This is a genomic window from Bradyrhizobium sp. 22, from assembly GCF_000482425.1.
GTDB lineage: Bacteria > Pseudomonadota > Alphaproteobacteria > Rhizobiales > Xanthobacteraceae > Bradyrhizobium > Bradyrhizobium japonicum_B.
The window spans coordinates 2,509,134-2,535,515 of record NZ_KI519399.1 but is presented as its reverse complement, the minus strand read 5'-3'; the positions used below and the strand labels follow the sequence as shown (position 1 = coordinate 2,535,515).

Annotated in this window: 21 protein-coding genes; 7 read left to right on the top strand and 14 right to left on the bottom strand. The window is 64.9% G+C overall.

Annotated features, from left to right (window positions below; translation table 11 throughout):
- The first annotated feature begins 78 nt into the window (after window positions 1–78).
- Entirely contained in the window at window positions 79–1,524 is a 1,446-nt protein-coding gene (locus tag K410_RS0113250; protein WP_028135316.1) for a permease, read from the top strand.
- Window positions 1,525–1,555: 31 nt separating this feature from the next.
- A complete protein-coding gene (locus tag K410_RS0113245; protein WP_028135315.1) occupies window positions 1,556–1,792 on the top strand; it encodes a thioredoxin family protein in 237 nt (78 codons plus the stop codon).
- Between the two features lie 173 nt (window positions 1,793–1,965).
- Here the strand turns inward: K410_RS0113245 and K410_RS0113240 are convergent, their stop codons facing one another.
- From K410_RS0113240 to K410_RS0113210, 7 genes are all read right to left on the bottom strand, one after another.
- Entirely contained in the window at window positions 1,966–3,180 is a 1,215-nt protein-coding gene (locus K410_RS0113240) for an acyl-CoA dehydrogenase family protein (RefSeq protein ID WP_028135314.1), read from the bottom strand.
- Between the two features lie 184 nt (window positions 3,181–3,364).
- Window positions 3,365–4,576 carry an ABC transporter substrate-binding protein gene (locus K410_RS0113235; protein ID WP_028135313.1) on the bottom strand — a complete coding sequence of 404 codons (1,212 nt, stop codon included), beginning with the start codon at window positions 4,574–4,576 and terminating at the stop codon, window positions 3,365–3,367.
- A gap of 226 nt (window positions 4,577–4,802) precedes the next feature.
- The gene (locus K410_RS0113230; RefSeq protein WP_028135312.1) at window positions 4,803–5,378 is read right to left on the bottom strand and encodes an HdeD family acid-resistance protein; all 576 of its coding nucleotides are present in this window, start codon (window positions 5,376–5,378) and stop codon (window positions 4,803–4,805) included.
- A 143-nt stretch (window positions 5,379–5,521) separates the two neighbouring features.
- On the bottom strand, window positions 5,522–6,148 hold the full coding sequence (gene folE / locus K410_RS0113225; RefSeq protein WP_028135311.1) for a GTP cyclohydrolase I FolE: 627 nt from the start codon (window positions 6,146–6,148) through the stop codon (window positions 5,522–5,524).
- Between the two features lie 106 nt (window positions 6,149–6,254).
- A complete protein-coding gene (locus K410_RS0113220) occupies window positions 6,255–7,154 on the bottom strand; it encodes an alpha/beta fold hydrolase (RefSeq protein ID WP_028135310.1) in 900 nt (299 codons plus the stop codon).
- Between the two features lie 129 nt (window positions 7,155–7,283).
- On the bottom strand, window positions 7,284–8,111 hold the full coding sequence (locus K410_RS0113215; protein ID WP_028135309.1) for a metal-dependent phosphohydrolase: 828 nt from the start codon (window positions 8,109–8,111) through the stop codon (window positions 7,284–7,286).
- A 224-nt stretch (window positions 8,112–8,335) separates the two neighbouring features.
- Window positions 8,336–9,235, bottom strand: coding sequence for a LysR family transcriptional regulator (locus tag K410_RS0113210; protein WP_049820255.1), 900 nt, complete (start codon window positions 9,233–9,235; stop codon window positions 8,336–8,338).
- Window positions 9,236–9,386: 151 nt separating this feature from the next.
- Here K410_RS0113210 and K410_RS0113205 point away from each other — a divergent pair, with 151 nt between their 5' ends.
- The 5 genes from K410_RS0113205 to K410_RS0113185 all read left to right on the top strand — a co-directional run bounded on the left by K410_RS0113205 (window position 9,387) and on the right by K410_RS0113185 (window position 14,511).
- On the top strand, window positions 9,387–10,538 hold the full coding sequence (locus K410_RS0113205; protein ID WP_028135307.1) for an ABC transporter ATP-binding protein: 1,152 nt from the start codon (window positions 9,387–9,389) through the stop codon (window positions 10,536–10,538).
- Window positions 10,531–11,478, top strand: a complete 948-nt coding sequence (locus K410_RS0113200) for a carbohydrate ABC transporter permease (protein ID WP_028135306.1) — start codon at window positions 10,531–10,533, stop codon at window positions 11,476–11,478. The genes K410_RS0113205 and K410_RS0113200 overlap by 8 nt, the downstream gene beginning before the upstream one ends.
- A complete protein-coding gene (locus tag K410_RS0113195; protein WP_028135305.1) occupies window positions 11,475–12,311 on the top strand; it encodes a carbohydrate ABC transporter permease in 837 nt (278 codons plus the stop codon). Before K410_RS0113200 ends, K410_RS0113195 begins: the two co-directional genes overlap by 4 nt.
- Before the next feature lie 28 nt (window positions 12,312–12,339).
- On the top strand, window positions 12,340–13,620 hold the full coding sequence (locus tag K410_RS0113190) for an ABC transporter substrate-binding protein (RefSeq protein ID WP_028135304.1): 1,281 nt from the start codon (window positions 12,340–12,342) through the stop codon (window positions 13,618–13,620).
- 66 nt (window positions 13,621–13,686) lie between these two features.
- The gene (locus K410_RS0113185; protein WP_028135303.1) at window positions 13,687–14,511 is read left to right on the top strand and encodes a phosphodiesterase; all 825 of its coding nucleotides are present in this window, start codon (window positions 13,687–13,689) and stop codon (window positions 14,509–14,511) included.
- A gap of 261 nt (window positions 14,512–14,772) precedes the next feature.
- Here K410_RS0113185 and K410_RS0113180 read toward each other — a convergent pair whose 3' ends face one another.
- The 7 genes from K410_RS0113180 to K410_RS0113150 all read right to left on the bottom strand — a co-directional run bounded on the left by K410_RS0113180 (window position 14,773) and on the right by K410_RS0113150 (window position 26,267).
- A complete protein-coding gene (locus K410_RS0113180) occupies window positions 14,773–15,768 on the bottom strand; it encodes an amidohydrolase family protein (protein WP_028135302.1) in 996 nt (331 codons plus the stop codon).
- A gap of 24 nt (window positions 15,769–15,792) precedes the next feature.
- Complete coding sequence (locus K410_RS36805; RefSeq protein WP_049820029.1) at window positions 15,793–17,070, bottom strand: MFS transporter; 1,278 nt, start codon at window positions 17,068–17,070, stop codon at window positions 15,793–15,795.
- A gap of 439 nt (window positions 17,071–17,509) precedes the next feature.
- Window positions 17,510–18,388, bottom strand: coding sequence for a transglutaminase family protein (locus tag K410_RS0113170; protein WP_028135301.1), 879 nt, complete (start codon window positions 18,386–18,388; stop codon window positions 17,510–17,512).
- Complete coding sequence (locus tag K410_RS0113165) at window positions 18,385–20,910, bottom strand: circularly permuted type 2 ATP-grasp protein (RefSeq protein WP_028135300.1); 2,526 nt, start codon at window positions 20,908–20,910, stop codon at window positions 18,385–18,387. Before K410_RS0113165 ends, K410_RS0113170 begins: the two co-directional genes overlap by 4 nt.
- Before the next feature lie 27 nt (window positions 20,911–20,937).
- A complete protein-coding gene (locus K410_RS0113160) occupies window positions 20,938–24,207 on the bottom strand; it encodes a transglutaminase family protein (RefSeq protein ID WP_028135299.1) in 3,270 nt (1,089 codons plus the stop codon).
- A gap of 256 nt (window positions 24,208–24,463) precedes the next feature.
- The gene (locus tag K410_RS0113155) at window positions 24,464–25,768 is read right to left on the bottom strand and encodes a methyl-accepting chemotaxis protein (protein ID WP_028135298.1); all 1,305 of its coding nucleotides are present in this window, start codon (window positions 25,766–25,768) and stop codon (window positions 24,464–24,466) included.
- On the bottom strand, window positions 25,746–26,267 hold the full coding sequence (locus K410_RS0113150; protein ID WP_028135297.1) for a PAS domain-containing protein: 522 nt from the start codon (window positions 26,265–26,267) through the stop codon (window positions 25,746–25,748). Before K410_RS0113150 ends, K410_RS0113155 begins: the two co-directional genes overlap by 23 nt.
- Between the last annotated feature and the right edge of the window lie 115 nt (window positions 26,268–26,382).

Sequence of the window (26,382 nt, the reverse complement as noted above, 5' to 3'; positions counted from 1 at the left end):
ATCGGCATTCGGCCTGGGACGGTTTGTGTTGACCCAGGTCAATGCCGCGCTTGCGCGTTCCGGTCTGATGGCACCATCATGGAACTCGCGATCAAATTGCTCATCGGCGGCACGGGCAGTCTTGCTTCCTATTTGGCGGCGCATGTCTTGCTGTGCTTGTTGCCGGCCTTCTTCATCGCCGGGGCAATGGTGGCGCTGATCCCCAAGGCCAGCATTACGCGCTGGCTGGGACGCAGCACGCCGGCCTATGTATCCTACCCGGCGGCTGCCGCAGCCGGCTCCGTGCTGGCCGTGTGCTCCTGCACCATCGTGCCGTTGTTTGCAGGCATCTACCGGAAAGGCGCGGGAATCGGCCCGGCAATCGCTTTCCTGTTCTTTGCGCCTGCAGGCAACATCATGGCGTTGACCTACACCGGCAGCATACTGGGACTGGAGTTTGCTGTCGCCCGCGTGGTGATGTGCCTGCTGTTCGGCATTGGAATCGGCCTGCTGATGGCACTGCTGTTCTGGCGCGACGATGTCGGCCATGACGCCCAGACCGACGCCCTGTTCGCCGAGCAGGCTGCCGTTTCCCCGGCCGCACTGGGCGTGCTGTTGTCGCTTGTAGCGGTGTTGATTGCCGGCACCATTAAATTGTGGCCGTTCACGGCCACGATGGCGACCGTTCATCTGCCCTTGCCATGGGCCGAGGCCTGGCAGACCTTGCTGTTTCAATGGATGCCATACGACGTTGGCAAAGGCGAGGAAGGTGTCGGCTTTCACGGATCCGTTCTGATTGTCTTGCTGTTGCTCATTGCCGCGACCGTGTGGAAAGGGATGGAGAACATCATCGAAGGCGCCAATCTCTGGACCTGGCTGGCACTTGGCCTCTCCGCCACCACCTTGCTGGTGGCCGCCGCGCGCCTGACGCCCGAGCCGGGCGGACTTGAGGTGGGACTGACGGGACGCGTGCTGGCGGTTGCCCTCAGCATGTGGGCGGTGTGGCACTTCGCGAGCAAGCTCGCTGCCGATGATTGGCGGTCGTGGCTGTGGGAGTCCTGGCGCTTCGTGAAGCAGATTTTTGCGCTGCTCCTGGTGGGCGTGTTCTTGGTCGGCATGGTTCGTCAGGTCATTCGACCGGAATGGATCGAGAGCCTTGCCGGCAGCAACACCCTGCTCGCCAATGCACTGGGGGTGGGCTTTGGCGTCTTCATGTACTTTCCAACGCTGGTGGAAGTGCCGGTGGCACGCATGTTCCTCGATCTCGGTATGCATCCCGGTCCGCTGCTGGCCTACCTGATGGCGGACCCCGAATTGAGTCTTCAAAGCATGTTGATGGTGGCGGTCGTGATCGGCCGCGCCAAGACTGCCGCCTATGTGGGGGCCGTGGCGTTGTTCAGCATCACCGCAGGCCTGATCTACGGCGCGTGGGTCGACGGCATGGGTTGGGCACCACTGGCTCTCACGCTGGCGTTCATCGTGGCTGCAATAGGCGGCTCGCTGGTCTGGCTACGGCAGCGCCAGCGCGCGGCCGCTCCCGCGTAGCACGTTCACACGATGGAAGGAGAAGATGAGCATGATAATTGTCAAGATCCTCGGCCCTGGCTGCGCCAACTGCAAGAAACTCGAAGCTGTTGCGCGCGAAGCCGCCAGCCGCGCCAACATTCCAGCCGAATTCGTCAAGGTCACCGAAATGAAGGACATCATGGCCTATGACGTGTTGTCCACGCCAGGTCTTGTGGTCAACGAAAAGCTGGTCAGCAGCGGGCGCATTCCGACCGTCGCCGAGGTACAGAAGTTATTGGCGGCTTAAGAGAAGGCCCCAAGGTTATCGCGGCTTGTACCTGCGTTCGGGATGGCGGTCGTCGCACTCGACCTGACATAGGTGTGAGCCAAAGTCAGCCTCGCGAATTGAACGTCGGGACGGCAACCGGCACGAGAGATCGTCACGACTGCATCGAAGGCGCCGGCAATGGAGCCAACGCCCTACCCCATCACCCCGCCGCGCCGGATCAGCTCCTTTCCCAACGCAGCGAGGTGCACCTGGTCCGGTCCGTCGCCGATGCGGATGAAGCGGGCGTAGACGTAGGCGCGGGCGAGGAAGGTGTCCTGGGAGACGCCGGCGGCGCCGTGGATCTGGATGGCGCGGTCGATGACGCGGGCGGCCATGCTAGGCACCACGATTTTCGCGGCGGCGATCAGGTCGCGCGCGGCCTTGTTGCCTTCCCGGTCCATCTTGTCGGCGGCCTGCAGCGTCAGCAGGCGGGCCTGCGCGATCTCGCAGAAGGAGTGCGCGATGTCCTCGCGCACCGAGCCCTGCTCGGCCAGCGGCTTGCCGAAGGCAACGCGGGACACCGCACGCTGGCACATCAGTTCGAGCGCGCGCTGAGCGCAGCCGATCAGCCGCATGCAATGATGGATCCGGCCCGGACCGAGCCGCCCCTGCGCGATCTCGAAGCCGCGCCCTTCGCCGAGCAGGATGTTTTCGGCGGGCACGCGGACGTTGTCGTAGACGATCTCGGGGTGGCCGGCCGGGGCGTCGTCATAGCCGTAGGTCAGCATGTCGCGGACGATGCGCACGCCGGGCGTGTTCCTGGGCACCAGGATCATGGATTGCTGGCGGTGGCGGTCGGGATCGTCGGGCGCGGTCTTGCCCATCACGATCAGGATCTCGCAATCCTCGTTCATCGCGCCCGAGGTGAACCACTTCCGCCCGTTGATGACGTAGTCGTTGCCCTCGCGCGTGATGGCGCACTGGATGTTGGTGGCGTCGCTGGAGGCGACCTGCGGCTCCGTCATCGAGAAGCCGGAACGGATGCGCCCTTCCAGCAGCGGCTTCAGCCAGCGCTCCTGCTGCGCCCTGGTGCCGTAATTCGCCAGCACCTCCATGTTGCCGACATCAGGCGCCGAGCAGTTGAAGACCTCCGGCGCCCAGAGGATGCGGCCCATGATCTCCTTCACGGGCGCGTAGTCGAGATTGGACAGACCCGGTCCGTGCTCGCCGGAGAGAAACAGGTTCCAGAGCCCCTGCTCCCGCGCCATCTTCTTCAGGTCCTGCAGCACGGGCGGCGTCCTGTAGCGCGCCGCTTCCGGCTTCACCTGCTCGTAATAGAGCTCCTCGACCGGCTCGACATGCGTGCGCATGAACTGGCGGACGCGCTCCTGAAGCTCGAGCGAACGGGCCGAGTGTTGAAAGTCCATGGCGGTCTCCTTCTTCCTTCCCCCCTTGTGGGAGAAGGTGGCGCGAAGCGCCGGATGAGGGGTTCTCTCCGCCGGCAACACCGTTCGTGAGGATAGAGACCCCTCACCCGGCTGCGCTTCGTGCATCCACCCTCTCCCACAAGGAGAGAGGGTGGACCGTCTACGCGGCCGCGACGTTGCCCGCTCACGTCCCCTTCAGCAATTCGCTCGCCACCACCCAGTCGTTGCCGTCGAATTGCAGCATGTAGCCGTCCTTGATCGGGCGGAAATCCTGCGGCGTGGTGTTCAGGGTGATGCCGGGCAGCAGCAGCGACAGCGGCACGTTCTTCAGGTTCGCGGCCTGCGCCATGATGTTCTCGCGCGTCAGATTGTCCTTGCACTGCTTCAGCAGCACGACCAGGGCCTCGGCGACGGTGTAGCCGTAGAGGCCGGCGACGTTGTTGACGTCGGCGTTGGGCAGGCGCTTCTTCATGAAGTCGATATAGGCCGTCATCGCCGGATCATTCTTTGGCGTCTCGACGAACGGCTTCAGCGCGCCAAGCGAGAGCACGCCCTTGCCGGCTTCGACGCCCGCCGGCACCATGACCGTGGCCTTGTTGGCGCAGCCGCTCGCGATGAAGCGCGTCGGCTGCCAGCCGACCTCGTGCGCCTTGCGGATCGCCTGCGCGCAGGCGCGCGGCGTCACCGAATAGATCAGGAAGACGTCGGCTTTCGTGTTCGCCAGCGTCAGCACCTGGGAATCGACCGTGGGGTCGGCGACCTCGAAGCTCGAGGCCATCGCGATCGCCTTGTCGGCCTCAGTGCCGAGCGCCTCCTTGACGCCGCGTAAATATTCCTTGCCGGCGTCGTCGTTCTGATAGAGCACCGCAAAGCGCGCATTCGGGTTCTTGGCGCGGGCATAGGCGACGTCGATCGCGGCCTCGCTGGTGTAGTTCGGCGCCCAGGGCAGCGCCATCGACCACGGCATGTTGGCCGGATCGTTCCACTTCGAGGCCGAGCTGATCAGGAATAGCTGCGGCACCTTGTTGCTGTTGAGGTACTTCGCGATCGCCGAGCTCGGCGCCGTGCCCATGGTGGCGAAGATGAAGGCAACGCCGTCGCCTTCGACGAGGCGCCGCGCCGCCTCCATGGTCTTGGGCGGCGAGAACGCGTCGTCCAGCGAGATCAGGTTGAGCTTACGGCCGTTGACGCCGCCCTTCTCGTTGACCTCGTCGAAATAGGCCGCGATCACCTTGCCCGTGATGCTGAGCGGCGAAGCCGGCCCGCTATAGGGCATGGTGTTGCCGATCTTGATCTCGGTGTCGCTGACGCCGGGACCGTAGGATTTCTGCGCGGAGACTGGGGTCGACAGGCAGGCGGCAGCCAGAGCTGCGGCCAGGACCAAAGCGGCTTTCATGGTTTCTCCCGATGATTATCGCCGCGGCGTCATGCGTGAACGCGCGGCGCGCTGCTTTTTTGTCAGCGCGTCAGCACAGCGGAGTTCAACGAGATGGTCTTGCGTCGAGTTGCTGATAGCATCACCTAAAGCACGACGAGATCTGGACGAATCGTCATCGCGCTTTCGGTTGGTGTTGGCGCATGATCCTTTCGGAGCACCGCTTCGCACGTTTCCGGATCATGCTTTAGCCGCGCCGCTTCAAGGCCAAGCCCAAGCTGACCCATCCGGCACCGGCCATGATCAGGTCGATGCCGAGGAACAGGCCGAGGATGTAGACGCTGTTCACCGGCCAGCGCAGCAGGATCAGCAGCCCGAGCAGCAACGTGACGACGGCCGACACCGCGACCCAGACCCACGGGCTTTCGCGCTTCATACTGAAGGCGAGAAACAGCCTGACCGCGCCGGAGGCCAGCAGCGAGGCGCCGAGGAACAGCGTGAGCAGAACCGCGGCGAAGAGCGGGTTCTGGAAGGTGAGGAAGCCGGCGACGATGTAGAGCGCGCCGAGCAAGGCCCAGATCAGGAATTTTCCCCAGCTCTTCATCTGGAATGCGCCGATCACCTCGGTGACGCCGGCGACGATCATCATCGCGCCGACGACGATCACGCTCGCCACCGTTGCCATCACCATGCTGCCGAGCGCGACGAAACCGGCAATCACGTAGACGACGCCGAGCGCGACGATCCAGCCCCATTTGGCTTGGAGCGCAGAGATACCCGAGCCGAGACTGGACGGATGAGACGTATCTGACGCAGTTGTCATGAGCCACTCCTGCATGCGAGCCCCCGGGCACACGCCATGATAGCACGCACCTGACAGGGACTACACCCAGCAGATCAGACCTCGCCTGCCGCACCCTTGACGTAAGTCAAGATCGAATGCGGCGGGTGAGCGCCAAGCACAGGTCAATCGTCCGAATTGGCGAGGCCCAGCAGCTCCTGGCGCGTCAGCGCATTGTCGCGGAACACGCCGAGCATGCGGCTGGTGACGAGATCAGTCCCGGGCTTGTGCGCACCGCGCGTGGTCATGCAATGATGCGTCGCCTTGATGATGACGCCGACGCCTTCGGGCTTGAGCACGTCGTTGATGGTGTTGGCGATCTGCGCCGTCATCTTCTCCTGGATCTGGAGCCGTTTGGCGTAGACGTCCACCACGCGCGCAAGCTTGGAGATGCCGACGACGCGCCCTTGCGGAATATAGGCGACCCAGGCGCGGCCGACGATCGGCGCCATGTGGTGCTCGCAATGGCTCTCGAAGCGAACGCCGCGCAGCACGATCATCTCGTCATAGCCTTCGATCTCCTCGAAGGTCTTTTGCAGGATCTCGGTCGGATCCTGCGCGTATCCGGAAAAATACTCCTGGAAGGCACGGGCGACCCGGTCCGGCGTGTCGCGCAGGCCGTCGCGCCCGGGATCATCGCCGGCCCAGCGGATCATGGTCCGGATCGCCTGCTCGACCTCCGCCCTGTCGGGCCGTTCGACCGGCGCCTGCGCCACCGCGACACGTTCGAGCTTACGCACGTGCGACTTCATCGAGATCCTCCCCTGCAAGAGCCCACATCCAGACGCGGCCCCACAGCTTGGACGGCTGCGATCGGAAAAGGTTCCCGCAGACCAGGGAAATTTGGGGGATGAGGGCTCAGGCTGGCGGTAGCGCCGCCTTCCGCACGTCGATCACGGCCTGCGCCCATTCGGCCGGCCGCTCCTGCGGTAGATTGTGACCGGCATCGATGAAGACGCGCCGCTCGAAGAAGCCCTCGAACTTGCGCGCGTGATGCGCGGTACCGGGATTGACGCCGTCGCTGTCGCCGTCGATCGCAATGGTCGGGACGCGGATGTGCGGCTGGCTGGCGAGCCGCGCCTCGATCTCCGCATAAGCGGGGTCGCCCGCGACCAGCGCGTAGCGGTGGCGGTAGGAGTGGATCACGACATCGACGAAATCAGGGTTGTCGAACGACACCGCGCTCCGCTCGAACGTTGCGTCGTCGAACGCCCATTTCGGCGACCACATCGCCCAGAGCTGGCGCGCGAAGCCGCGCCGGTTGCGCTCCAGCGCGCGGCGGCCGCGCTCGTTGTGGAACAGATATTGATACCAGAGCGCCGCCTCCTCCGGCGGCGAGGCCGGCTCCATGGCACGTGCGATGTTCTGGATGTTGTAGGAATTGCCGGAGACGAGGCCGATCACGCGCTCCGGATGAAGCGCTGCGACCACGCAGGCCGCGCGCCCGCCCCAATCATAGCCGCCGACCACCGCGCGCTGGATATCAAGCGCGTCCATGAAAGCCAGGAGATCGGCGCCAAGTGCCGCCTGTTCGCCGGAGCGCAAGGTCGAGGCGCTGCGGAAGCGCGTCGGCCCGTAGCCGCGCAGCCAGGGCACCAGCACGCGCGCACCGGCCTCGGCGATAGCAGGCGCGGTCTCGGCATAGGCGTTCACGTCGTAGGGAAAGCCGTGGCCCATGATGCAGGGCCAGCCGTCCGGCGCGCCGTATTCGCGATAGGCGATGTCGAGGATGTCCGTGCTGATGGTTTTTTGTTGCATGGTTGGCTCACGGATGATCTCGTTGCGCAGAGACCTTGTAGCCCGGATGGAGCGCAGCGCAATCCGGGAACGCCAGCATCTGCGAATCCCGGATTTCGCTTGCGCTCCATCCGGGCTACAAGGCGCAGCCTATTTCTGCGGCCCCGACAGCGAGATGTCGCGCTCGGCGCGGAACACGTTGCTGTAGAGATTGGCGATCCATTGCCGGCCGATCTCGGTCTTGTTGAGATAGCCGATCTCGGTCTGGATGTGCGGTGCGACGCTGTTCCAGTAGAACTGCGGATAGCGGTTCACGATATCGGCCGGCGAATCGTAGCCGAGCTGGCGATTCATGCCGACCTCCTCGAATTCGTAGTAGAGCGCATTGGCCTTGCGCAGATAATTGGGATCGCCGAGCTGGCCGATGAAGTCGGCGGCGCGCAGGATCGAGGCCTCGTCGTCATAATCCTGGCCCTGGCGGGCCGGGAAGCGCGTGCCCTCGATGGCGCGGGCAATGCGCTCCGGATCCAGGCCGGGAATATGCCGCAGCCGCCGTGTGACATACAGTTTGGAGCGATCGACGTGATACATCATCAGGCTCGCGTCCGATGCACCGCGCGGCAAAGAGATCTTGGTATCGGCCGCGTCGATGACGAAGCCGTCGGCATCGTCCTCCTCGAACAGCCCGCGGACATAGCCGATGTCGTGGGCGAGGCAGGCGATCAGGACATGGACGTAGTCCGCGGCCGACAGATGCGTGTGGAGGCTCCGGCCACTGAGGATGGAATGGCCGGCCAGCGTCACCAGCATCGTATGCTCGATATTGTGATAGAGCGCATCGCTGTTGCCGATGCATTCCATCGCGGTGCGGGTCGCGCTCTCGACGATGCTTGCAGAGGTCTCGTCGTACCGGCGACGCATGAACGTACCGAGCAACTTCTCGAGAGATTCGGCCGCCAGTCTCGGTAAGGTTATCATGGATGCAGCCCCGTCCGCCGCTGGTGTCCCACGCTCTCTCCCGACGTCTCTGTGTTGTTCTCGACGCAGCACCAGCATAGCCCATCTTGGGCCGGCTGACCAAACTCAGCATCAAAAATTCGTAATTATGTTATATTCCCGCTGCGCAACATCACGGTTGCGGTCACGCCCGGCTACAGCCTGAAGGCGACGGCGCCCGAAAGACCCGGGCCCCGACGACCGCTTTACGGGGCGGACAAGATGTCGGCGCCATCCGCCGAGCGCGAAAGGCTTCTGGCCAAATAGAACAGCTCGACCAGCTTGCCGCGTTTGCCGGCCAGCGAGAAGATATATTCGGGCGATTCCGCCTCCATTTCCGCGATCGCCACCTTGGCGATGCGGTCGATACGGCTCGAGCCGTGCTCCCAGACGAAGCCGACACCGAGCCGGTTGGCGACGGCCTCCAGCATTCCCTCGCGCGTGTTGACGACGATCGCCGGACTCGCACGCAGATTGACGGCGCGGAAGGCCCGGTCCACGACGCGCTGGGTCGCGGAATCCCGGGTCCGAAACACCAGCGGATATTGCATCAAGCTGACGGCGGACACGCGCGATTCCCGGCTGAGGTCGTGAACGGGATGGCAGATCGCGACGACGCGCTGCTGCACGCAGGGTTCGCGACGGAAGCGGTTGTCCTGCGGCACCTCCGGCAGCACGGCAACGTCGACACGCTGATCGACCACCGCCGCCATGATCGCCGACCAGCTCCCGATCTCGATGTTGATCTGGATCTTCGGATACATGTTGCGAAAGGCCGCGATCAGCGCCATGCCCGGCATGGCGTTGCCGAGCCCGATGCGCAGCTCGCCCCCCGTCAGCTCATCGCGCTGCTGGAGGATCGCCAGCGCATCCGCCTCGAGTGCCTGCATCCGGTTCGTTGCGGCGTAGAGGCGCCGGCACAACGGCGTCGCGATCAGCGTCTGGGCGTGCCGGTCGAACAGCGCAACCGCAAACTCGGCTTCGAGGTCGCGCACGAGCTGCGCCACCGCCGGCTGCGACACGCCGAGCCGCCTCGCCGCAGCGGCAAAGCTGCCGGTCTCGAACACCGCATTGACCGCCCGGACGCGCGAGGAGGTCAACGCCACGACAAGCAACCCAAGATCGATATTCCCCGTCTTCCGGCCCCGAAAGCAAAACCTGGGGCGACCATAAGCCTGGCCATTGACCGTTATGTGAATGTCAGATGCGCTTCCTACTCCTCGTGCGCCGCAACGGGCCAGCAGGGGATCAGCGCGCATGGCGCAAATCGAACTTTCCGCAATCCGCAAATCCTTCGACGGGACCGACGTCCTGAAAGGCATCGATTTCCGGATCGAGGATGGCGAGTTCATCTCGCTGGTCGGTCCTTCCGGCTGCGGCAAGTCGACCCTGCTCCGGATCATCGCCGGGCTGGAGCAGCAGAATTCCGGGCAGGTCCGCATCGACGGCGGCGGCGTAGACCACATTCGCCCGAGCGCGCGCAACCTCGCGATGGTGTTTCAGTCCTACGCGCTCTATCCGCATTTGAGTACCTTCGACAACATTGCGGTACCGTTGCGGATGCGGCGCCTCTCGGCGATCGAACGGCTGCCGCTGCTGGGGGCGCTGCTGCCGGGCCGGCGCGCCAAGGAACGCGTCATCCGCGCCGACATCGCGGCCATCGCCGAGCAGCTCGATATCGCGCCGCTGCTGCGGCGCAAGCCCGGGCAATTGTCCGGTGGACAACGGCAACGCGTTGCTGTCGGACGCGCCATGGTGCGCGAGCCCCGTGCCTTCCTGTTCGACGAGCCGCTCTCCAATCTCGACGCCAAGCTGCGCGTCCATATGCGCGCCGAGCTCGCCGAGCTGCATCGCCGTCTCAAGGCGACCTTCATCTATGTCACGCACGACCAGGCCGAGGCGATGACCATGTCGAGCCGGATCGCGGTCATGATGGGCGGCGAACTGATTCAGGCCGGCACGCCCGCGGAGATCTACAACGATCCCGGCGACATCCGCGTTGCCGAATTCATCGGCAGCCCCAAGATCAATATCCTTCCCGGCCGTGTCAGGAAGGACGGCGGCATCGACGTGCTGGGGGTCGCTCTGCGGCTTGCCTGCGGCGCCGCCGCGGGCGACTGCCGCGTCGGCGTGCGCCCGGAGCGGATCGACCTCGGCGCGGGGCCATTTTCCGGAAGCGTCGTTCATCTGGAAAACCTCGGCGCGGAGGCTTTCGTCCACCTTGCGATCGAAGGCGCCGGCTTGCGCCTGATCGCGCGGCTCGCCGACGTCAGGCACTTGCCTGCGATGGGCAGTCCCGTCGCGTTCGGTTTCGCCCCCGACGCGGTGCGGCTGTTCGATTCGGCCGGGAAGCGGATCGAGCCGAGAGCGGAGCAGGCCGAGCGCATCCGCGAGGTCGCCCATGTCTGACGGCTCCATGACCCTTGACGCGGCGATCGTCCCAGCCGCCGCCACGAGGCGAGTGTTACCGGCGCATGGCAGCCGGCGCACATATTCCGCCTACGTCCTGGTGACGCCGGCAGCAGCTCTGATGCTGCTTATGCTGCTTGGCCCGCTCGCCGGCGTGATCGTCCTCTCCTTCACCGATTATCAGCTCGGCGCGCCGCATTTCGCCTGGATCGGCCTTGCCAATTACCAGGACCTGTTCGCCGACAAGGTGTTCTGGACCGCGCTGCGCAACACGCTGACCTACGTCGTGATCGTGGTGCCCGGCGCCGTGATCGCAGGCCTTGCGATCGCGCTGCTGATCCAGAGCGGCACCAGCCTGCGCAGCTTCTACCGGACGATCTACTTCCTGCCCGTGATGGCGACCCTGATCGCTATGGCCGTGGTCTGGGAGTTCATGCTGCATCCGCAATTCGGCCTGGTGAACGGGCTGCTGCGCGGCGCCGGCCTGCCCGCCTTCGCCTGGCTTCAGGACCGCAGCACCGCGCTCTATGCGCTGTGCGCGATCGGCATCTGGCAGGCGGTCGGCTTCAACATGGTGCTGTTCCTCGCCGGCCTCGTCTCCATCCCCAAGCAGCTCTACGAGGCGGCCGAAATCGACGGCGCCTCGAGCGGCTGGGCGCGCTTCCGCCTCGTCACCTGGCCGATGCTGGGGCCGGTGACGACTTTCGTCGTCGTGATCTCCGGCATCCGCTCGTTCCAGGTGTTCGACACCGTGCACGTCTTGACCAAAGGCGGCCCGTCGAAATCCACCGAGGTGCTGATCCACACCATGTACACGGAAGGCTTCGAATTCTTCCGCTCAGGCTACGCCGCGGCGATCACCGTCGTGTTCCTGGTGTTCGTTCTTCTGCTCACCCTGATCAAATCGCGGCTCACCGATCGCGGGGTGCACTACACATGAGCAACGCACATCCGATCCCGTTCCGCGCGATCCTGCGCCACGTGCTGCTCATCGCAGGCGCCGCAATCATGCTGGCGCCCTTCATCTGGATGATCTCGACCGCGTCCAAGCCGCAGACCGAGATCTTCTCCAGCGAGCTGCACCTGATCCCCTACCGGTTCGCGCTGGCGGAGAACCTGCGCGAGGCCTTCGCCAAGGCCAATCTGCTGCGCTTCCTGCTCAACGGCGTCATCGTCACAGTCTCGATCTTCGTGCTGCAGGTCATGGTGGCACTGCCGGCGGCTTACGCGCTCGCAAAGCTCCGCTTTCTCGGCCGCGAGACGCTGTTCGCGCTCGTGCTGTTCGGAATCCTGATCCCGCCGCAGGCGACCGCGGTCCCCGTCTTCCTGCTGCTGCACAAGGCCGGGCTGCTCGACAGCTATGCCGCGCTGGTGCTGCCCTTCACCATCTCGGTGTTCGGCATCTTCCTGATGCGCCAGTTCTTCAAGACGGTGCCGGACGATCTTGTCGACGCCGCGCGCATGGACGGCATCTCCGAATTCGGCATCGTCTGGCGGGTGATGCTGCCGGCCGCGATCCCGGCCGTCACCGCCTTCGGCATCTTCTCCGTGGTCGCGCATTGGAACGATTATTTCTGGCCGCTGATCGTGCTCAACAGCGAGCACTTGCGCACGCCCCCGCTCGCGGTCGCCCATTTCCGCAACAGCGAGGCCGGCACCAGCTACGGCCCGCTGATGGCCGCGGCGATGGTGATCATCGCGCCGCTCGTCATCGCTTTCCTCTTCGCCCAGCGCCGTTTCATCGAGGGCATCACCCTCACCGGCATCAAGTAACTGAACCACCCCAAACAGGAGTCTATTCATGCTGAAGTCCATCATCGCCGCGGCGGCTCTGTCGCTCGTGGCCGGATCTGCGCTCGCGCAGACAAAGACCGAGATCGTGATGCAGTATCCCTATCCGGAGCTGTTCACCGAGACCCACAAGCGCATCGCCGAGGAATTCGCCAAGGTGCACCCGGAGATCAAGGTCACGATGCGCGCGCCCTACGAATCCTACGAGGACGCCACCCAGAAGGTGCTGCGCGAGGCCGTGACCAACCAGATGCCCGACGTGTCCTTCCAGGGCCTGAACCGCATCCGCGTCCTGGTCGACAAGAACATCCCGGCCCCGCTTGATGGTTACATCGCGGCCGAAAAGGATTTCGACAAGCAGGGTTTCCATCAGGCGATGTACGACATCGGCACCGCCGGCGGCAAGGTCTACGCGTTGCCCTTCGCGATCTCCCTGCCCATCGTCTACGTCAATCTCGACCTGGTGAAGCAGGCCGGCGGCGACGTGAACAACCTGCCGAAGACCTGGGACGAGCTGCTCACGCTCGCCAAGAAGATCAAGGCGCTCGGCAACGACACCAACGGCGTCACCTATGCCTGGGACATCACCGGCAACTGGCTGTGGCAGGCGCCGGTGTTCGCGCGCGGCGGCACCATGCTCAATGCCGACGAGACCAAGGTCGCGTTCGACGGCGTGGAGGGCAAGTTCGCCATCAACACGATCGCGCGGCTCGTCAACGAGGGCGGCATGCCCAATCTCGACCAGCCGTCGATGCGCGCGGCGTTCGCGGCCGGCAAGACCGGCTTCCACATCACCTCGACCTCGGACCTCAACAAGGTCACGCAGATGACCGGTGGCAAGTTCGCGTTGAAGACGATTCCGTTCCCGGACGTCGTCTCTCCGAACGGCAGGCTGCCGGCCGGCGGCAATGTCGTGCTGATCCTCGCCAAGGACAAGGCCAAGCGCGACGCCGCCTGGGAAGCGGTGAAGTTCTGGACCGGCCCCAAGGGCGCCGCGATCATGGCGGAGACCACCGGTTACATGCCGCCGAACAAGGTCGCCAACGACGTCTACCTGAAGGACTTCTACGTCAAGAACCCCAACAACTACACTGCGGTCAGCCAGCTCGCGCTGCTCACCAAATGGTACGCCTTCCCCGGCGACAACGGCCTGAAGATCACCGACGTGATCAAGGATCATCTCAACGCGATCATCTCGGGCGCGCGCGCCAAGGAGCCCGAGGCGGTTCTCGCCGACATGACGGCGGACGTGCAGAAGCTGCTGCCGAAGACCACCGGCGCGGCGCGCTGAGCGTCCCGACAATCGCTAGAACACGGGGCGCCGCCGGCGCCCCGTGCCGCACGAGGGGAAGAAACCATGAAACTGCTGCATCTGAGCGACATTCACCTGACGGCGCCCGGCGCGACCATCGGCGGCCGCGATCCGCGCGCCAATTTCGAGCGCGCACTGGCGCATGCCCTGGAAGACCATCATGACGCCGAATTGATGGTCATCACCGGCGACCTCTCGGACTGGGGCGATCTCGCCGACTATCAATGGCTCAAGCAGCGCCTCGACGCATATCCGCTGCCGGTGCGGCTGTGCATCGGCAACCACGACCGCCGCGCCGCCTTCCTGAGCGTGTTCCCCGATCTCGCCGACGACAACGGCTTCGTCCAGGGCGTGCACGATACTGCCGCCGGCCGCTGCCTGTTTCTCGACACCGCCCATCCGGAAACCCATGCCGGCCGTTATTGCGAGGATCGTCTTGGCTGGCTCGAGGCCCGGCTTGCCGAGCATGACGGGCCGTTCCTGCTCTTCATGCACCATAATCCGATGCCGGTGCATCTGGTCCCGTTCGACCAGATCGGCCTGCTCGACGAGGCTGCCTTTCGCGACCTCGTCAATCGCCATCGCGCCAAGATCCGCCACGTCTTCTTCGGGCATTGTCACTTGCCTCTGGCCGGCTCGATTGCCGGCGTCCCAGTCTCGTCGCTGCGCGGCACCAACCATGCGAGCTATCCGCTGTTCTCCGAGACCAAGCTGCTGAGCGCCTGCGACCTACCGCAATCCTACGGCGTCGCATTCCTCGGCGAGGATTATGTCACCGTCCACATGGTGGAATACGGCTACGATGGTCCCATCCGCACCCAGGGTTCGCCCGACTACAAGGCCTGGGATCGCGAGACCATGGTGCGGTGACCGCGGGCGTGTACGCATAAACCCGCGCTGCACTTCTTGCAGGTCCTGCTGCGCCTCTGTGTGAGGAGGGTGCTGTATCGAAATCCCACATGCGCAGTCCTCCCCACAGGCCAGCCAGAGACATCTATCTTCATGAGATTTTCCGATCCAAGAGACAGGCCTCATCCCCGAGGGCCATCGGAAAGCCGACTAACGGCGAAAAGAAACCGGTACGCCAGACGGCAGCCTCCTGCGTCTAGAGCAGGAGGCTGAAAGGCAAGCTCATCCTAGGCGCAGAATCCTCTCGGCATTCCGGAACGCCAGCTTTTCCTTCTCTTCGTCCTTCAAAGGAGCATCCTGAAGGAACCTCGTGCCCACCTTGTTCGATTCGTAGGGCCAGTCCACCGAGAACATGACATTGTCGATGCCGAGCATTTCGATGGTGCACTTCAATGCCGAGTGACAGAAGTTTCCACTGGTGGTCACAACCAGGTTTTCCCTGATGTAGGCCTTCGGCTCCTTCTTCAGCCCGCGATTTCTGGCCGCATTCAAAGTATGATCGTTCAGCCGCGTCAGGCCGAACGGAAGACCTTCGCCCAAATGGCCGAGGATGAACTTTAGTTTCGGGAAATTGTCGAACGCTCCGCTGAAGACGATTCTGAGAAAGTGCGTGCTCGCGTCCATCGCAAACCCCCACGCGGGCCGCGCAAGATCTTCGTAGCCTTTGAAATAGGATTGCATCGTCATCGGGTGAGGCGTGCCCGGATGCAGATAGATCGGGACGTCCAATGCCTGGGCGGCCTCGAAGATCGGCCAAAAGCGCTTGTCGTCCAGGAATTGGCCTTGGGTATGCCCGGTGATCAGCGCTCCTTTCAGTCCGAGGCTCTTTACGCCCCGATTGAGCTCTTCCACTGCGGCGGACGGCTCAGATGTCGGGATGGCCGCAAAGCCGGACAGGCGCTTCGGAAACTTTGAGATCGCCTCTTGCATGAGATCATTCGTCTCTCGCGCCAATTGAGCCGCGAATTCCGGTTTGGCGCCCTGGCATCCGGGTGTCGTGAGCGACATTATCTGGACGTCGATGCCCGCCTCGTCCATCGCCTTGATGCGGCCAGCGCCCAGATCGAAGAGAGCGCTGTTGATGTCATGGCCCAGCTGCCTCGATCGCTGCTCTGCCCAACGAACGCGCTCGTAAGGTCCCGCCACGCTACCCGGGTCCGGCAGGCTCTTGTTGTTGCTCTCCGTGGAGAAATGATCCTCAAGCGTAATGACACGCATCGTGGGCTCCCTTTTTTATTGGTATCAATGATGATTGCTCTTGAACCGGTACGGTCCCAGGGTGGAGAACAAGACGAGGGCGAGCAGCAATAGGGCTTCAAAGGCGATCAAAGCCGAAGAATACGTATTCGTCGCATCGAACACTCGCCCCATGATGTACGGACCGGCAGCCGTCGCGAGCGAAAGAACCGCCGCGGAAACGCCGAACAGCGAGGCAATGACACGCACTCCGAAATAACGCCCTAAGAAGAAGGCAATGAGATCGACTTCGGCTCCCACGCCGAGCCCGCAAAGTATGGCGCCAAACACGGGGATAATACCGGCCGCTCCGGAGAGAAGCATCCCGATGCCGGCCATCGGAGCGACCACGAAGAACGCAGCTACATACTGCCCTCGGAAATTGTCCAGACACCACCCCGCGAGAATTCGTCCAACTGTAATGAATATGCCGGCGGCGGAAAGCACGTTCGTCGCATCCTGCGGCGAGAGCCCTCTGTCCGTGAGCATCGGCACCAGATGGGTCAATGTTCCGTTGATCGCGCAGACCGCCAGCAGAAGCGCAGCATTCAGGCGCCAGAATGTCGTGTCTTTCACCGCCTGCTTTAGACCGAAACCTTCGGTCGGGGAGGAAGCGGTGGACGTAGATGCGACGGCGTTTCGTCGGGCGGAAGGTTCGCGGAAAAGGACCGACACGGGCACTAGAGCGAACAACAATACAGCGAGCGCCAGAGCGGCGAAGGCAGCCTGTGTCCCGTATTGTCGATCGACGAAACCGGCGAGCTGCGGCATGAGCAGCGTTCCGAGTCCCACGCCCGCAAGGGCAAATCCAAGGGCCAAGCCGCGCCGATCGTCGAACCAAAGAGAGACGATCTTCACGTAGCCGATAGGCTGCTGGGCGGCGGTGAATAATCCGCTGAAGAAGAAGACGAGATAGATCCAGGATGCGTGATCGGCAGTCACGATCCCGTAAGATGCGGTAGCGACGGCAAATAAGAAGATGCCCGGCACCATGACGCGCCGAATGCCGTACCGATCCATGAGACAGCCGATAAACAGGCTGGAAATCGCCGTAAGCGTATGGCTGATTGCGACACCGAGGGACAGGTCGCCTCGGCTCATTCCCAGCTGGGCCGAAAGCGGCTTCAGCAACACGGAAAATCCAAAGGTGTTGATGGCAGCGGATCCGACCATCAGGCCCGACATGCTCGCCACGACGATCAGCCAACCCAAAGCAAGCGGTTTGGCCGGCGCCAAGTCTCGGGACTCAGAACGCTTGTTCTCGCCTAGGATGCCGTCCGTCATCGACTCTCCTCCGTTTCCCCTCAGGCGCTTATTGGCCCGTCAACGCCACTTAGCTGGCCTTGGAATGGAAGAAGAAGGACGTATCCTGGGATGTCCGCCTGGCGGACAAGGCTTCCGCCACATAGGGGAGAGTGTTCTGAACGTTTCCTCTCCTAGATTGACATCGATGGTGTCCCGCGACGTCACTGGATATGCGCCGAAGGCCCGAGGTCAACACACGCGTTTCCTCGGTGACAAGTTAGGCGGTTTCGCTCCATCGAGTATCTTCGCGGCAGACACGCTAGCGCGGCGAAAAGCCATGGCGCGCCGCCCTACTGCTAAGAGAAATCGCTACAATGCTCCAGTCTGAGGTCCGCTTCGGGGTCACAAGCTGCCGACCACATTTTAGCTGGCAGACTTCCGCGTTGCGTCGGCAAGCCGACGCCTATGAGGACACGCCCTACTCCACCAGCAGCACGTCGACGGCGACGCCGAGCTTCTGCTTGGGCGAGCCGACGATGATGCCGTCGATCGGCGAGACGTCGGAAAAGTCGCGCCCGACCGCGAGCACGATGTGGTCGTTGCCGATCAGCAGGTCGTTGGTCGGGTCGAAATCGACCCAGCCGAGCTCCGCCCCGCACCACAGCGAGACCCAGGCATGGGTGGCATCGGCGCCCTGCAGGCGCGGCTGGCCTGCCGGCGGAATGGTGCGCAAGTATCCGCTGACATAGGCCGCGGGCAGGCCGAGCCCGCGCAGCCCTGCGATCATCACATGGGCGAAGTCCTGGCAGACGCCGTGGCGGTTGTCGAACACCTCGTTCAGCGGCGTCGAGATCACCGTTGCCTTGGCGTCGTAGCGAAACTGGTTGCGGATACGATGCATGAGGTCGACCGCACCTTTGAGGACGCCAGCGCCCGGTGGAAAGCTCTCGGCAGCATAGGCGCTGACCGGGCGCAACACCGGCACCAGCGGACTGGCAAAGACATAACCGATCGGCGAGGCCGGCCCGAGGCTCGTCGCTTCGAAGGCAATGTCGCGAACGCTCTCCCAGGGCGGGCTCGCGGCATCGCGCGGCGGCGGCTGACGCGACACCGAGACGCGCGAGCGCGAATCGATCCGTAAGTTGCGATGCGCGGCCTGGATCACGATGCTCTCGGTCAGCGTGCCGAAGAAATCGTGCCGCGCATTGCGCTCGGCAGGGCGCGGACGGATCTCGACCTTGTGCGAGATCAGCTCCTGGCCGCCGCCGCTGCGCGGCTCCAGCCGCAGCGTGCAGCGGGCGAAGCTGACGGGACTCTCATATTCGTAGGTGGTGACGTGACGGATGTCGTAGATCACGCCAGCCCCGTCAGCTTTTCCGGCCGGGCAGCATTGGGGCCATGCGGGAAGTAGTGCTGCCCGATCGCATCCGCGAGGCCGAGCAGGTCCTGCTCCAGCGCAAACAGCATCTTGACCTCGAGCTTCTCGGCCTCCGCGGTCGCGAGCATCGCCTGCATCGCTATCGCGAGCCGCTGCGGCTTCTCGATCAGGCCGTGCTCCTTCAGGCTCGGCAGCGCTTCAATGTGCTCGTTCAGCGTCGCCACCTGGAACGCCACCGAGCGCGGATTAAAGGGATCGAGCACGGCGAGGTCGCGCACCGGCGCCAGGATCGGCGCCAGCAGATAGCGCGAGCGATAGGTGATCTGGCAATCCACCAGCGTCAGCAGGATGTCGAGATCCTCGTCGCCGGCCTCGTCATAGGCGAACTGGCGCGTGAAGCGCGTGGTGTTGATGGCGCGCTCGATGCGGCGGCCGATGTCGAGGAAGCGCCAGCCGGCGGCGCGGTTCATGTTCTCCTGCGCCAGGCCCGCGAAGCTCGCCAGCTCCTGCAAGGTCAGCTCGGCCGCGCTCAGCACGCTGTCGTCGTCCTCGACCTCGTAGGCAAGGCGCTCGGCCATCTCGGTGATGACCTGCCAGGCATCCGGCGATAGCCGCTCGCGCAAGGATGTCGCCGTGCGCTGCGCCGCGCGCACCAGCGACAGCGCCGAGCCGAAACGCGCCTCGCTCTGCAGCGCTTCGGCCACGATGCGCCCTGCGGCCGCGCGCGAGGTCTGCGAGACCGCGCCCCAGGCCACCAGCAGGCGCTGGATGCGTTCGGCCGATTGCACCGAGGCCGCCGTGCCCTTGTTGGGCCCGCTCGGCGAGCCCAAAGCGCGCACGAGGCGCAGCGTCGCCTCGGCGCGTTCGAGATAACGGCCGAGCCAGAACAGATTGTCGGCGGCGCGGCTCGGCAGCACGCCGGCGATGCGGCGGATGCGGACCTTGTCGGTCGCCGGCAGCAAGGTCGCGGTCGGGACCTGCTTGTCGGAGACGACCCAGACGTCGGCGGCACGGGCACCGTCGCCCATCGATACCGCGCGCGCGTCCGGCTGCTCGGCGATGCGGCAGAAGCCGCCGGGCATGATGGCCCAGCCGTCCGGCGTCGCCGCAGCGAACACGCGCAGCACGAAGGGACGCGGCGTGATCTGGCCCTGCTCCCACACCGGCATGGTCGAGAGCCGCACCACCTCCTGGCCGACATAATCCATGCCGCGCGCGGTGATGGCATCGATCAGGCGCTGGCGGCCGCTCGCATCGAGCTCGCTCGCGAGCACCGGACCGCTCTGGTCGAAGCCGGGCACGCCGCGCCCATAGGCGCCTTCGATCGCGACCTCGTCGAGCCGCGCCAGCACCTCCTCGCGCGCGACGCGCTGGCCGCACCACCAGGTCGCGATATGCGGCATCTTCAGCTCCTCGCCGAGCAGGCGGCGGCTGAGCGCCGGCAGGAAGCCGAGCAGCGCCCGGGCCTCCAGGACGCCGGAGCCGGGCATGTTGGCGACGACGACGCCGTCCTTGCGCAGCACGTCGATCAGGCCGGGCACGCCGAGATGCGAGGACGCATCGAGCTCGAGCGGATCGAGCGAGTTGGAATCGACCCGGCGCAGCAGCACGTCGAGCCGCTTGAGTCCGGCGACGGTGCGGATGTGGATGCGGTTGTCGCTGACGGCGAGATCGTCGCCCTCGACCAGCAGGAAGCCGAGATAGCGCGCCAGCGTCGCATGCTCGAAATAGGTCTCGCTGAAGCTGCCCGGCGTCAGCACGCCGATGCGCGGCTCGTCACGGTCGGCACGCGCGCGAAGACTGTCGCGAAAGGCTTCGAAGAACGGTGCGACACGCGGCACGTTCATCGACTTGTAGAGATCGGAAAAGGCGCGCGAGAGCACCAGGCGGTTCTCCAGCGCGTAGCCCGCGCCCGACGGCGCCTGGGTGCGGTCGCCGAGCACCCACCAGCGGCCGTCGGGCCCGCGGCCGACATCGGCGGCATAGAGCGACAGATAGCGCCCGCCCGGCGGCGGCACCCCGCAGACGGGACGGAGGTATTCGGGGCTGCCGGCGATCGCGGCCGCGGGCAGCGCGCCCTCGGCGACCAAGCGTCCCTCGCCATAGAGGTCGCGCAGCACGCGTTCGAGCAGCTCGGCGCGCTGGCTGATGCCGGCGCAGAGCTGCTGCCAGTCGGCCTCGTCGATCAAAAGCGGCAGGTGGCTGATCGACCAGGGCCGGTCGGCGCTGTCGCCGGGGGCCCGGTAGGTGACGCCGGCCTCGCGGAGGTGGCGGTCGGCCATGCCGAATCGCCGCTCGATCTCGTCGGGCGCGAGCGCGCCGAAGGCCTCGAAGAAGCGGCTCCAGACCGCGCGCGGGGCGCCGTCGGGCCCTAAGAACTCGTCGGGAATGCCGGGCAGGCGGCGATAGTCGCGGACCCATTGCGCGAAGCGGCGCTGGCCCTCACGAGGTCCTGGCGCCCTACCCGCCTTGTCGTCCTGTTCGGCTGCGCCCTCGGCCATCCGCCTCTCCCTGCCCCACCATCATACTCATTGCAGGAGCGGGGTCCGCAAGTCGAGGGTCAGGGGGAACTCATTTGTGCGCTCCTCCGGCGGCGGCTGGATGGGCCCCGGCGTGTGGCCGTGGTCCTGGAAGCGCGCCAGACGCCGCGCCTCGGCCTCATAGGTGTTGACCGGCTTGGTGTCGTAGCTGCGCCCGCCCGGATGGGCGACATGGTAGACGCAGCCGCCGAGCGAGCGGCCGTTCCAGCTGTCGATCAGGTCGAAGGTCAGCGGCGCGTGGACCGGAATGGTCGGATGCAGACCGGAAGCCGGCTGCCAGGCCTTGAAGCGGACGCCGGCCACGGCCTCGGCCGAGCGGCCGGTCGAGGTCATCGGCAGGCGGCGGCCGTTGCAGGAGATGATGTGGCGGCCCTCGACGAACCCCTCCGCCTTGACCTGGAGCCGCTCGACCGAGCTATCGACATAGCGCACGGTGCCGCCGGCCGAGCCCTCCTCGCCCAGCACGTGCCAGGGCTCCAGCGCCTGGCGCAGCTCCAGCGTCACGCCGCCATGATGGACGCGGCCGAAGGCGGGAAAGCGGAATTCGAGCTGCGCCAGATACCATTCCGGCTCGAAGGGGTAACCGAACTGCCTGAGCTCGGAGAGCACGTCCAGAAAATCGTCCCAGATGAAATGCGGCAGCATGAAGCGGTCATGCAGCGCGGTGCCCCAGCGCACGAACTTGCCGTGTTGCGGCTCGCGCCAGAATTTTGCGATCAGCGCGCGGATCAAGAGCTGCTGCGCCAGCGACATGCGCGGGTCCGGCGGCATTTCGAGCGCGCGGAATTCGACGAGGCCGAGCCGGCCGGTCGGCCCCTCCGGCGAATAAAGCTTGTCGATGCAGATCTCGGCGCGGTGGGTATTGCCGGTGATGTCGACGAGCAGATGCCGGAACAGGCGGTCGACCAGCCACAGCGGCGCCTGCGTGTCCGGCGGCGGCACATGCGAGAGCGCGACCTCGAGCTCGTAGATGCTGTCGTGCCGGGCTTCGTCGATGCGCGGCGCCTGGCTGGTCGGGCCGATGAACAGGCCGGAGAAGAAGTAGGACAGCGAGGGATGCCGCTGCCAATACAGCACGAGGCTCTTGAGCAGATCCGGCCGGCGCAGGAACGGGGAGTCCTGCGGGCTCGAGCCGCCGACCACGACGTGGTTGCCGCCGCCGGTGCCGGTGTGGCGGCCGTCGACCAGGAAGCGGTTGGCGCCGAGGCGCACCTTGCCGGCATCCTCGTAGAGACCGGTGGTGATCTCGACCGCCTCGCGCCAGCTCTTCGCCGGCTGGATGTTGATCTCGATAACACCGGGATCGGGCGTCACCTTGATCACCTCGATGCGCGGATCGAACGGCGGCGGGTAGCCCTCGACATGGACGGGGAGCTGCATCTCCTCCGCGGTGGCTTCGAGCACGGCCACCAGCTCGAGATAATCCTCGATGCGCTCGACCGGCGGCATGAAGGCGCAGATCACGCCGTCGCGGATCTCGACCGACATCGCCGTGCGCACCGGGACGGACGTGTTGAGCTGCTCGGGCGCGGTCCGCACCGGCGATTGCGGACGTGCGGGAAGCGTGAACACGGGCAGCTTGTCCCGCGCCTCCATCGGGTCCTGTTCGACGATGTAGGGATATTGGTTGGGCGGGACGTAACCGAGCGAGCCGATCGGCAGGCGCAAACCGAGAGGAGAATCGCCCGGCATCAGGAACAGATGACTGCGCCGAAGTTGCCAGCGCTCGCTGCGCCAGCGCGGCGGCGCGTTCCAGCGCTGCACCGGCAGCACGAAGCCGCGCGGTGTGCCGAGACCTTCGTCGAACACGCGCGCCATCCGCGCGCGGGCTTCCGGATCCGATAACTTGGAATCGGTGGGATCGACGTTGACGGGAAGCTCGGCTTCCTTCTGGAGCCAGTAGGCCGTGTCTTCGTAAGCCGGGATGATGTAGCCCGGATCCAGCCCGAGCCGTGCTGCGGTGGCCTCCATGAAGGTTGCGGCTTGCCTCATTTCGGCGCGCCGCGGATTTTCGATGCTGGCGATCAGGTCGGCGTTGTTCCAGATCGGCACGCCGTCCTTGCGCCAGTACAAGCCAAAGGCCCAACGCGGCAGGCTCTCGCCCGGGTACCATTTGCCCTGGCCATAGTGCAGAAGACCGCCGGAGCCGAAGCGCGCGCGCAGGCGGCGGATCAGATCGTCGCTAAGCGCGCGCTTGGTCGGGCCGACGGCTTCCGTGTTCCACTCCGCCGCTTCGAGATCGTCGACCGAGACGAAAGTCGGCTCGCCGCCCATGGTGAGCCGTACGTCCGCGCTCGCGAGGTCGCCGTCGACCTGCTCGCCGAGATCGTCCAGCCGCGCCCAGGATTCGTCGGAGAAAGGCTTGGTGATGCGCGGCGCCTCGCGGATGCGCTTCACGCTCATGTCGAAGGCGAACTCGACCTCGGCAAAGCCGGCGCCACCGGAGATCGGCGCGGCCGAGCGATAATGCGGCGTGGCGGCGACCGGGATGTGGCCCTCGCCCGCGAGCATGCCGGAGGTCGCGTCGAAGCCGATCCAGCCGGCGCCGGGCAGATAGACCTCGGCCCAGGCGTGCAGGTCGGTGAAGTCGTTCTCCACTTCCGGCGGCCCCTCGATCGGATCGATGTCGGGGCGAATCTGGACGAGATAGCCGGAGACGAAGCGCGCGGCGAGCCCGAGATGACGGAAGGTCTGGATCAGCAGCCAGGCGGAATCGCGGCACGATCCGGCGGACGAGGCCAGCGTCTCCTCCGGCGTCTGCACGCCCGGCTCCATCCGGATGATGTAGCGGATCTTCTTCTGCAGCTCGCGATTGAGCTCGACCAGGAAGTTGACGGTGTTCGGAGCCTCCTGCGGGATCGAGTCCAGATATTTCGCAAACAGGCGATCGGGCTTCACCGTCTCGAGATACGGCGCGAGCTCGGTCTTGAGATCCTTCGGGTACTCGAACGGAAAGCTGTCGGCGTACGGCTCGACGAAGAAGTCGAACGGATTGACCACCGTCATCTGCGCGGTGAAGTCGACCTCGATCTTCAATTCTGTGGTCTTCTCGGGGAAGACGTAGCGGGCGAGCCAGTTGCCTTGCGGATCCTGCTGCCAGTTCACGAAATGATTGGAGGGCGTGACCTTGAGCGAATAGCTCAGGACCGGCGTGCGCGTATGCGGCGCCGGGCGCAGGCGGATGGTCTGCGGACCGAGGTCGATCGGACGGTCGTATTTGTAGTGCGTGACGTGATGCAAAGCGACGTAGATCGACACGGGGTGCGGTGCTCCAGCAGCTTTTTTGAGCAGAACACCTGATGTGAGTGCGATCAAGCACTAACAACGGGCAGCGCTTGCCTAGGAAGTATCCTCTTCACCGTGGAAGCGATTGCATTCGACGTTAGAGTTAGCGCGGTGATGCTTCCACGGCGTCATGGCCGGGCTTGTCCCGACCATCCACGCCCTTTGCCGCAGCACGAAAGACGTGGATGCCCGGGACAAGCCCGGGCATGACGACCTTACTTGCGGAATGCTACGCCGCCGAGGTCAACCGCTGCAGGAACTGCGTCACCTCGCGGCGGAGCGTCTCGACTTCGCCGTGGACGCGATCGGAGGCGCTGTTGACTCGGGCGGCGACGCGTCCGGTATCGGCGGCGGCTTCGCTGATGCCCGACACGTTGGAGGAGACCTGCGAGGTGCCGGTGGAGGCCTCGTGGACGCTGCGGGCGATCTCGCGGGTCGCGGAGCCCTGCTGTTGGATGGAGGCCGCAATGCTCGCGGTGATGCCGTCGATCTCGGCGATGGTCTGGGCGATCGCCTCGACGGCCGCGACCGAGTTGGTCGTCGATTGCTGCATCTCGCCGACCTTGGCGCTGATCTCCTCGGTCGCCTTCGCGGTCTGGTTGGCGAGACTCTTGACCTCAGAGGCGACGACCGCGAAGCCACGGCCGGCCTCGCCTGCCCGCGCCGCCTCGATCGTGGCGTTGAGCGCCAGAAGGTTGGTCTGCGAGGCGATCTCGCTGATCAGCTTGACGACATCGCCGATCCGCAGCGCGGCCTCCGCGAGGGAGCGAATCTCGTTGCCGGCACGATTGGCTTCCTCGACGGCGCGACCGGTGCTCGCGGTCGAGCCGGCCACCTGGCGGCTGATCTCCGCGATCGAAGATGCGAGCTGCTCCGCGGCGCTCGCCACGGTCGCAACGTTGCTCGAGGCCTGCTCGGACGCGCTGCGCATGCCGGAGGTCTGGCGGCTGGTCACCTCCGCCGCGGCCGCCATCTGGCCGGCGTCGGATTCCAGATCGGTCGCGGCGCTCATGAGGCTGCCGGCAACCTCGTCGAGATGCGTGCCGAACTGATTGGCGAGACCGGCGATCTCGACGACGCGGCGGCCGAGGCTGTCGGTGCCGGCATTGATCACGGTGGCCGAGCGGCGGAACGAGCCGGGCAATCCGCGCGCGAGGATCTTGCGGAAATACTTGCCGCGGCTGGCATAGTCCATCGATGCCGAAGCCTCGCGGACGAAGGCGTCGGTGATGTCGAGCATGTCGTTGACCGACTTCTGGATGGCGCCGATCCGCCCGGCCTGCCGCTCGCTCAGGATCCGCGCTTCGAGATCGCCGCGCGCCGCCTTGCGGCAGACATCGGCGACCTCATCGACGGCCACCGCGGCGCGATGCTGGCACCAGAGGGCGTAGCCCAGCAGCGCGAGCGTCGCGCCAAGCAGCGCGGCACTGGTGATTCCGTTCCAACCGAGCAGCGAGACGATGAACGCGACGGCGGCAACAACACAGGCGAGCGCGGTCGCTCCCTGCGCCTTAGAGAGAGAGCACAAATTCATCGTAGGCGACACCGTTTTGCTTGAGCAGGCCGACCATCATGTCGAAGCTCGCACGCATGCCGTCCTTGGCATTGGCGTGGCGCGCCTCTTCCGCACAGAGCGCCTTGTAGATCGGCTTGATTTTCTCGACCGGCGCCGGATCGGGCCTGCGTCGATTGGAATGATATCCGATGATGTTGCCGCGATCGTCGAAGGTCGGGGTGACGTGGGCGAACACCCAATAATGGCTGCCGTCCCCGGCGAGATTGACGACGTAGGCGAAGATTTCCTGCTTGGCCTGGAGCGTGTCCCACAGCAGCTTGAACACGCAGCGCGGCATGTCCGGATGGCGGATCAGGCTGTGGGGCGCACCCATCAGCTCCTTCCAGGGGTATTTTGCCATGCGGAGAAAGACGTCATTGGCGTAGGTGATGCGGCCTTTGAGGTCGGTCTTCGATACGATCAGTTCCTCCTCACCGAGGAGATGTTCCACCCCAGTAGGACGTATCGCCTGCATCACTTCGATCCTCGACAAAAGGCGGGCCCCACCACGTTGTGGAACCGCATCGCCTCCTGTCTAGGCCAACAATGTTAACCAGATGTGAGCCGGGAAAGTCTTCTGCCTCCGGATCATT

Excerpts from the sequence above, each read along its gene's own strand:
- K410_RS0113190 (WP_028135304.1), top strand. The coding sequence starts at position 12,340 with ATGCTGAAGTCCATCATCGCCGCGGCGGCTCTGTCGCTCGTGGCCGGA.
- K410_RS0113250 (WP_028135316.1), top strand. The coding sequence starts at position 79 with ATGGAACTCGCGATCAAATTGCTCATCGGCGGCACGGGCAGTCTTGCT.
- K410_RS0113240 (WP_028135314.1), bottom strand. The coding sequence starts at position 3,180 with ATGGACTTTCAACACTCGGCCCGTTCGCTCGAGCTTCAGGAGCGCGTC.
- K410_RS0113185 (WP_028135303.1), top strand. The coding sequence starts at position 13,687 with ATGAAACTGCTGCATCTGAGCGACATTCACCTGACGGCGCCCGGCGCG.
- K410_RS0113200 (WP_028135306.1), top strand. The coding sequence starts at position 10,531 with ATGTCTGACGGCTCCATGACCCTTGACGCGGCGATCGTCCCAGCCGCC.
- K410_RS0113245 (WP_028135315.1), top strand. The coding sequence starts at position 1,556 with ATGATAATTGTCAAGATCCTCGGCCCTGGCTGCGCCAACTGCAAGAAA.
- K410_RS0113215 (WP_028135309.1), bottom strand. The coding sequence starts at position 8,111 with ATGATAACCTTACCGAGACTGGCGGCCGAATCTCTCGAGAAGTTGCTC.
- K410_RS0113165 (WP_028135300.1), bottom strand. The coding sequence starts at position 20,910 with ATGGCCGAGGGCGCAGCCGAACAGGACGACAAGGCGGGTAGGGCGCCA.
- K410_RS36805 (WP_049820029.1), bottom strand. The coding sequence starts at position 17,070 with ATGACGGACGGCATCCTAGGCGAGAACAAGCGTTCTGAGTCCCGAGAC.
- K410_RS0113205 (WP_028135307.1), top strand. The coding sequence starts at position 9,387 with ATGGCGCAAATCGAACTTTCCGCAATCCGCAAATCCTTCGACGGGACC.
- folE (WP_028135311.1), bottom strand. The coding sequence starts at position 6,148 with ATGAAGTCGCACGTGCGTAAGCTCGAACGTGTCGCGGTGGCGCAGGCG.
- K410_RS0113230 (WP_028135312.1), bottom strand. The coding sequence starts at position 5,378 with ATGACAACTGCGTCAGATACGTCTCATCCGTCCAGTCTCGGCTCGGGT.
- K410_RS0113195 (WP_028135305.1), top strand. The coding sequence starts at position 11,475 with ATGAGCAACGCACATCCGATCCCGTTCCGCGCGATCCTGCGCCACGTG.
- K410_RS0113235 (WP_028135313.1), bottom strand. The coding sequence starts at position 4,576 with ATGAAAGCCGCTTTGGTCCTGGCCGCAGCTCTGGCTGCCGCCTGCCTG.
- K410_RS0113220 (WP_028135310.1), bottom strand. The coding sequence starts at position 7,154 with ATGCAACAAAAAACCATCAGCACGGACATCCTCGACATCGCCTATCGC.
- K410_RS0113180 (WP_028135302.1), bottom strand. The coding sequence starts at position 15,768 with ATGCGTGTCATTACGCTTGAGGATCATTTCTCCACGGAGAGCAACAAC.
- K410_RS0113155 (WP_028135298.1), bottom strand. The coding sequence starts at position 25,768 with ATGAATTTGTGCTCTCTCTCTAAGGCGCAGGGAGCGACCGCGCTCGCC.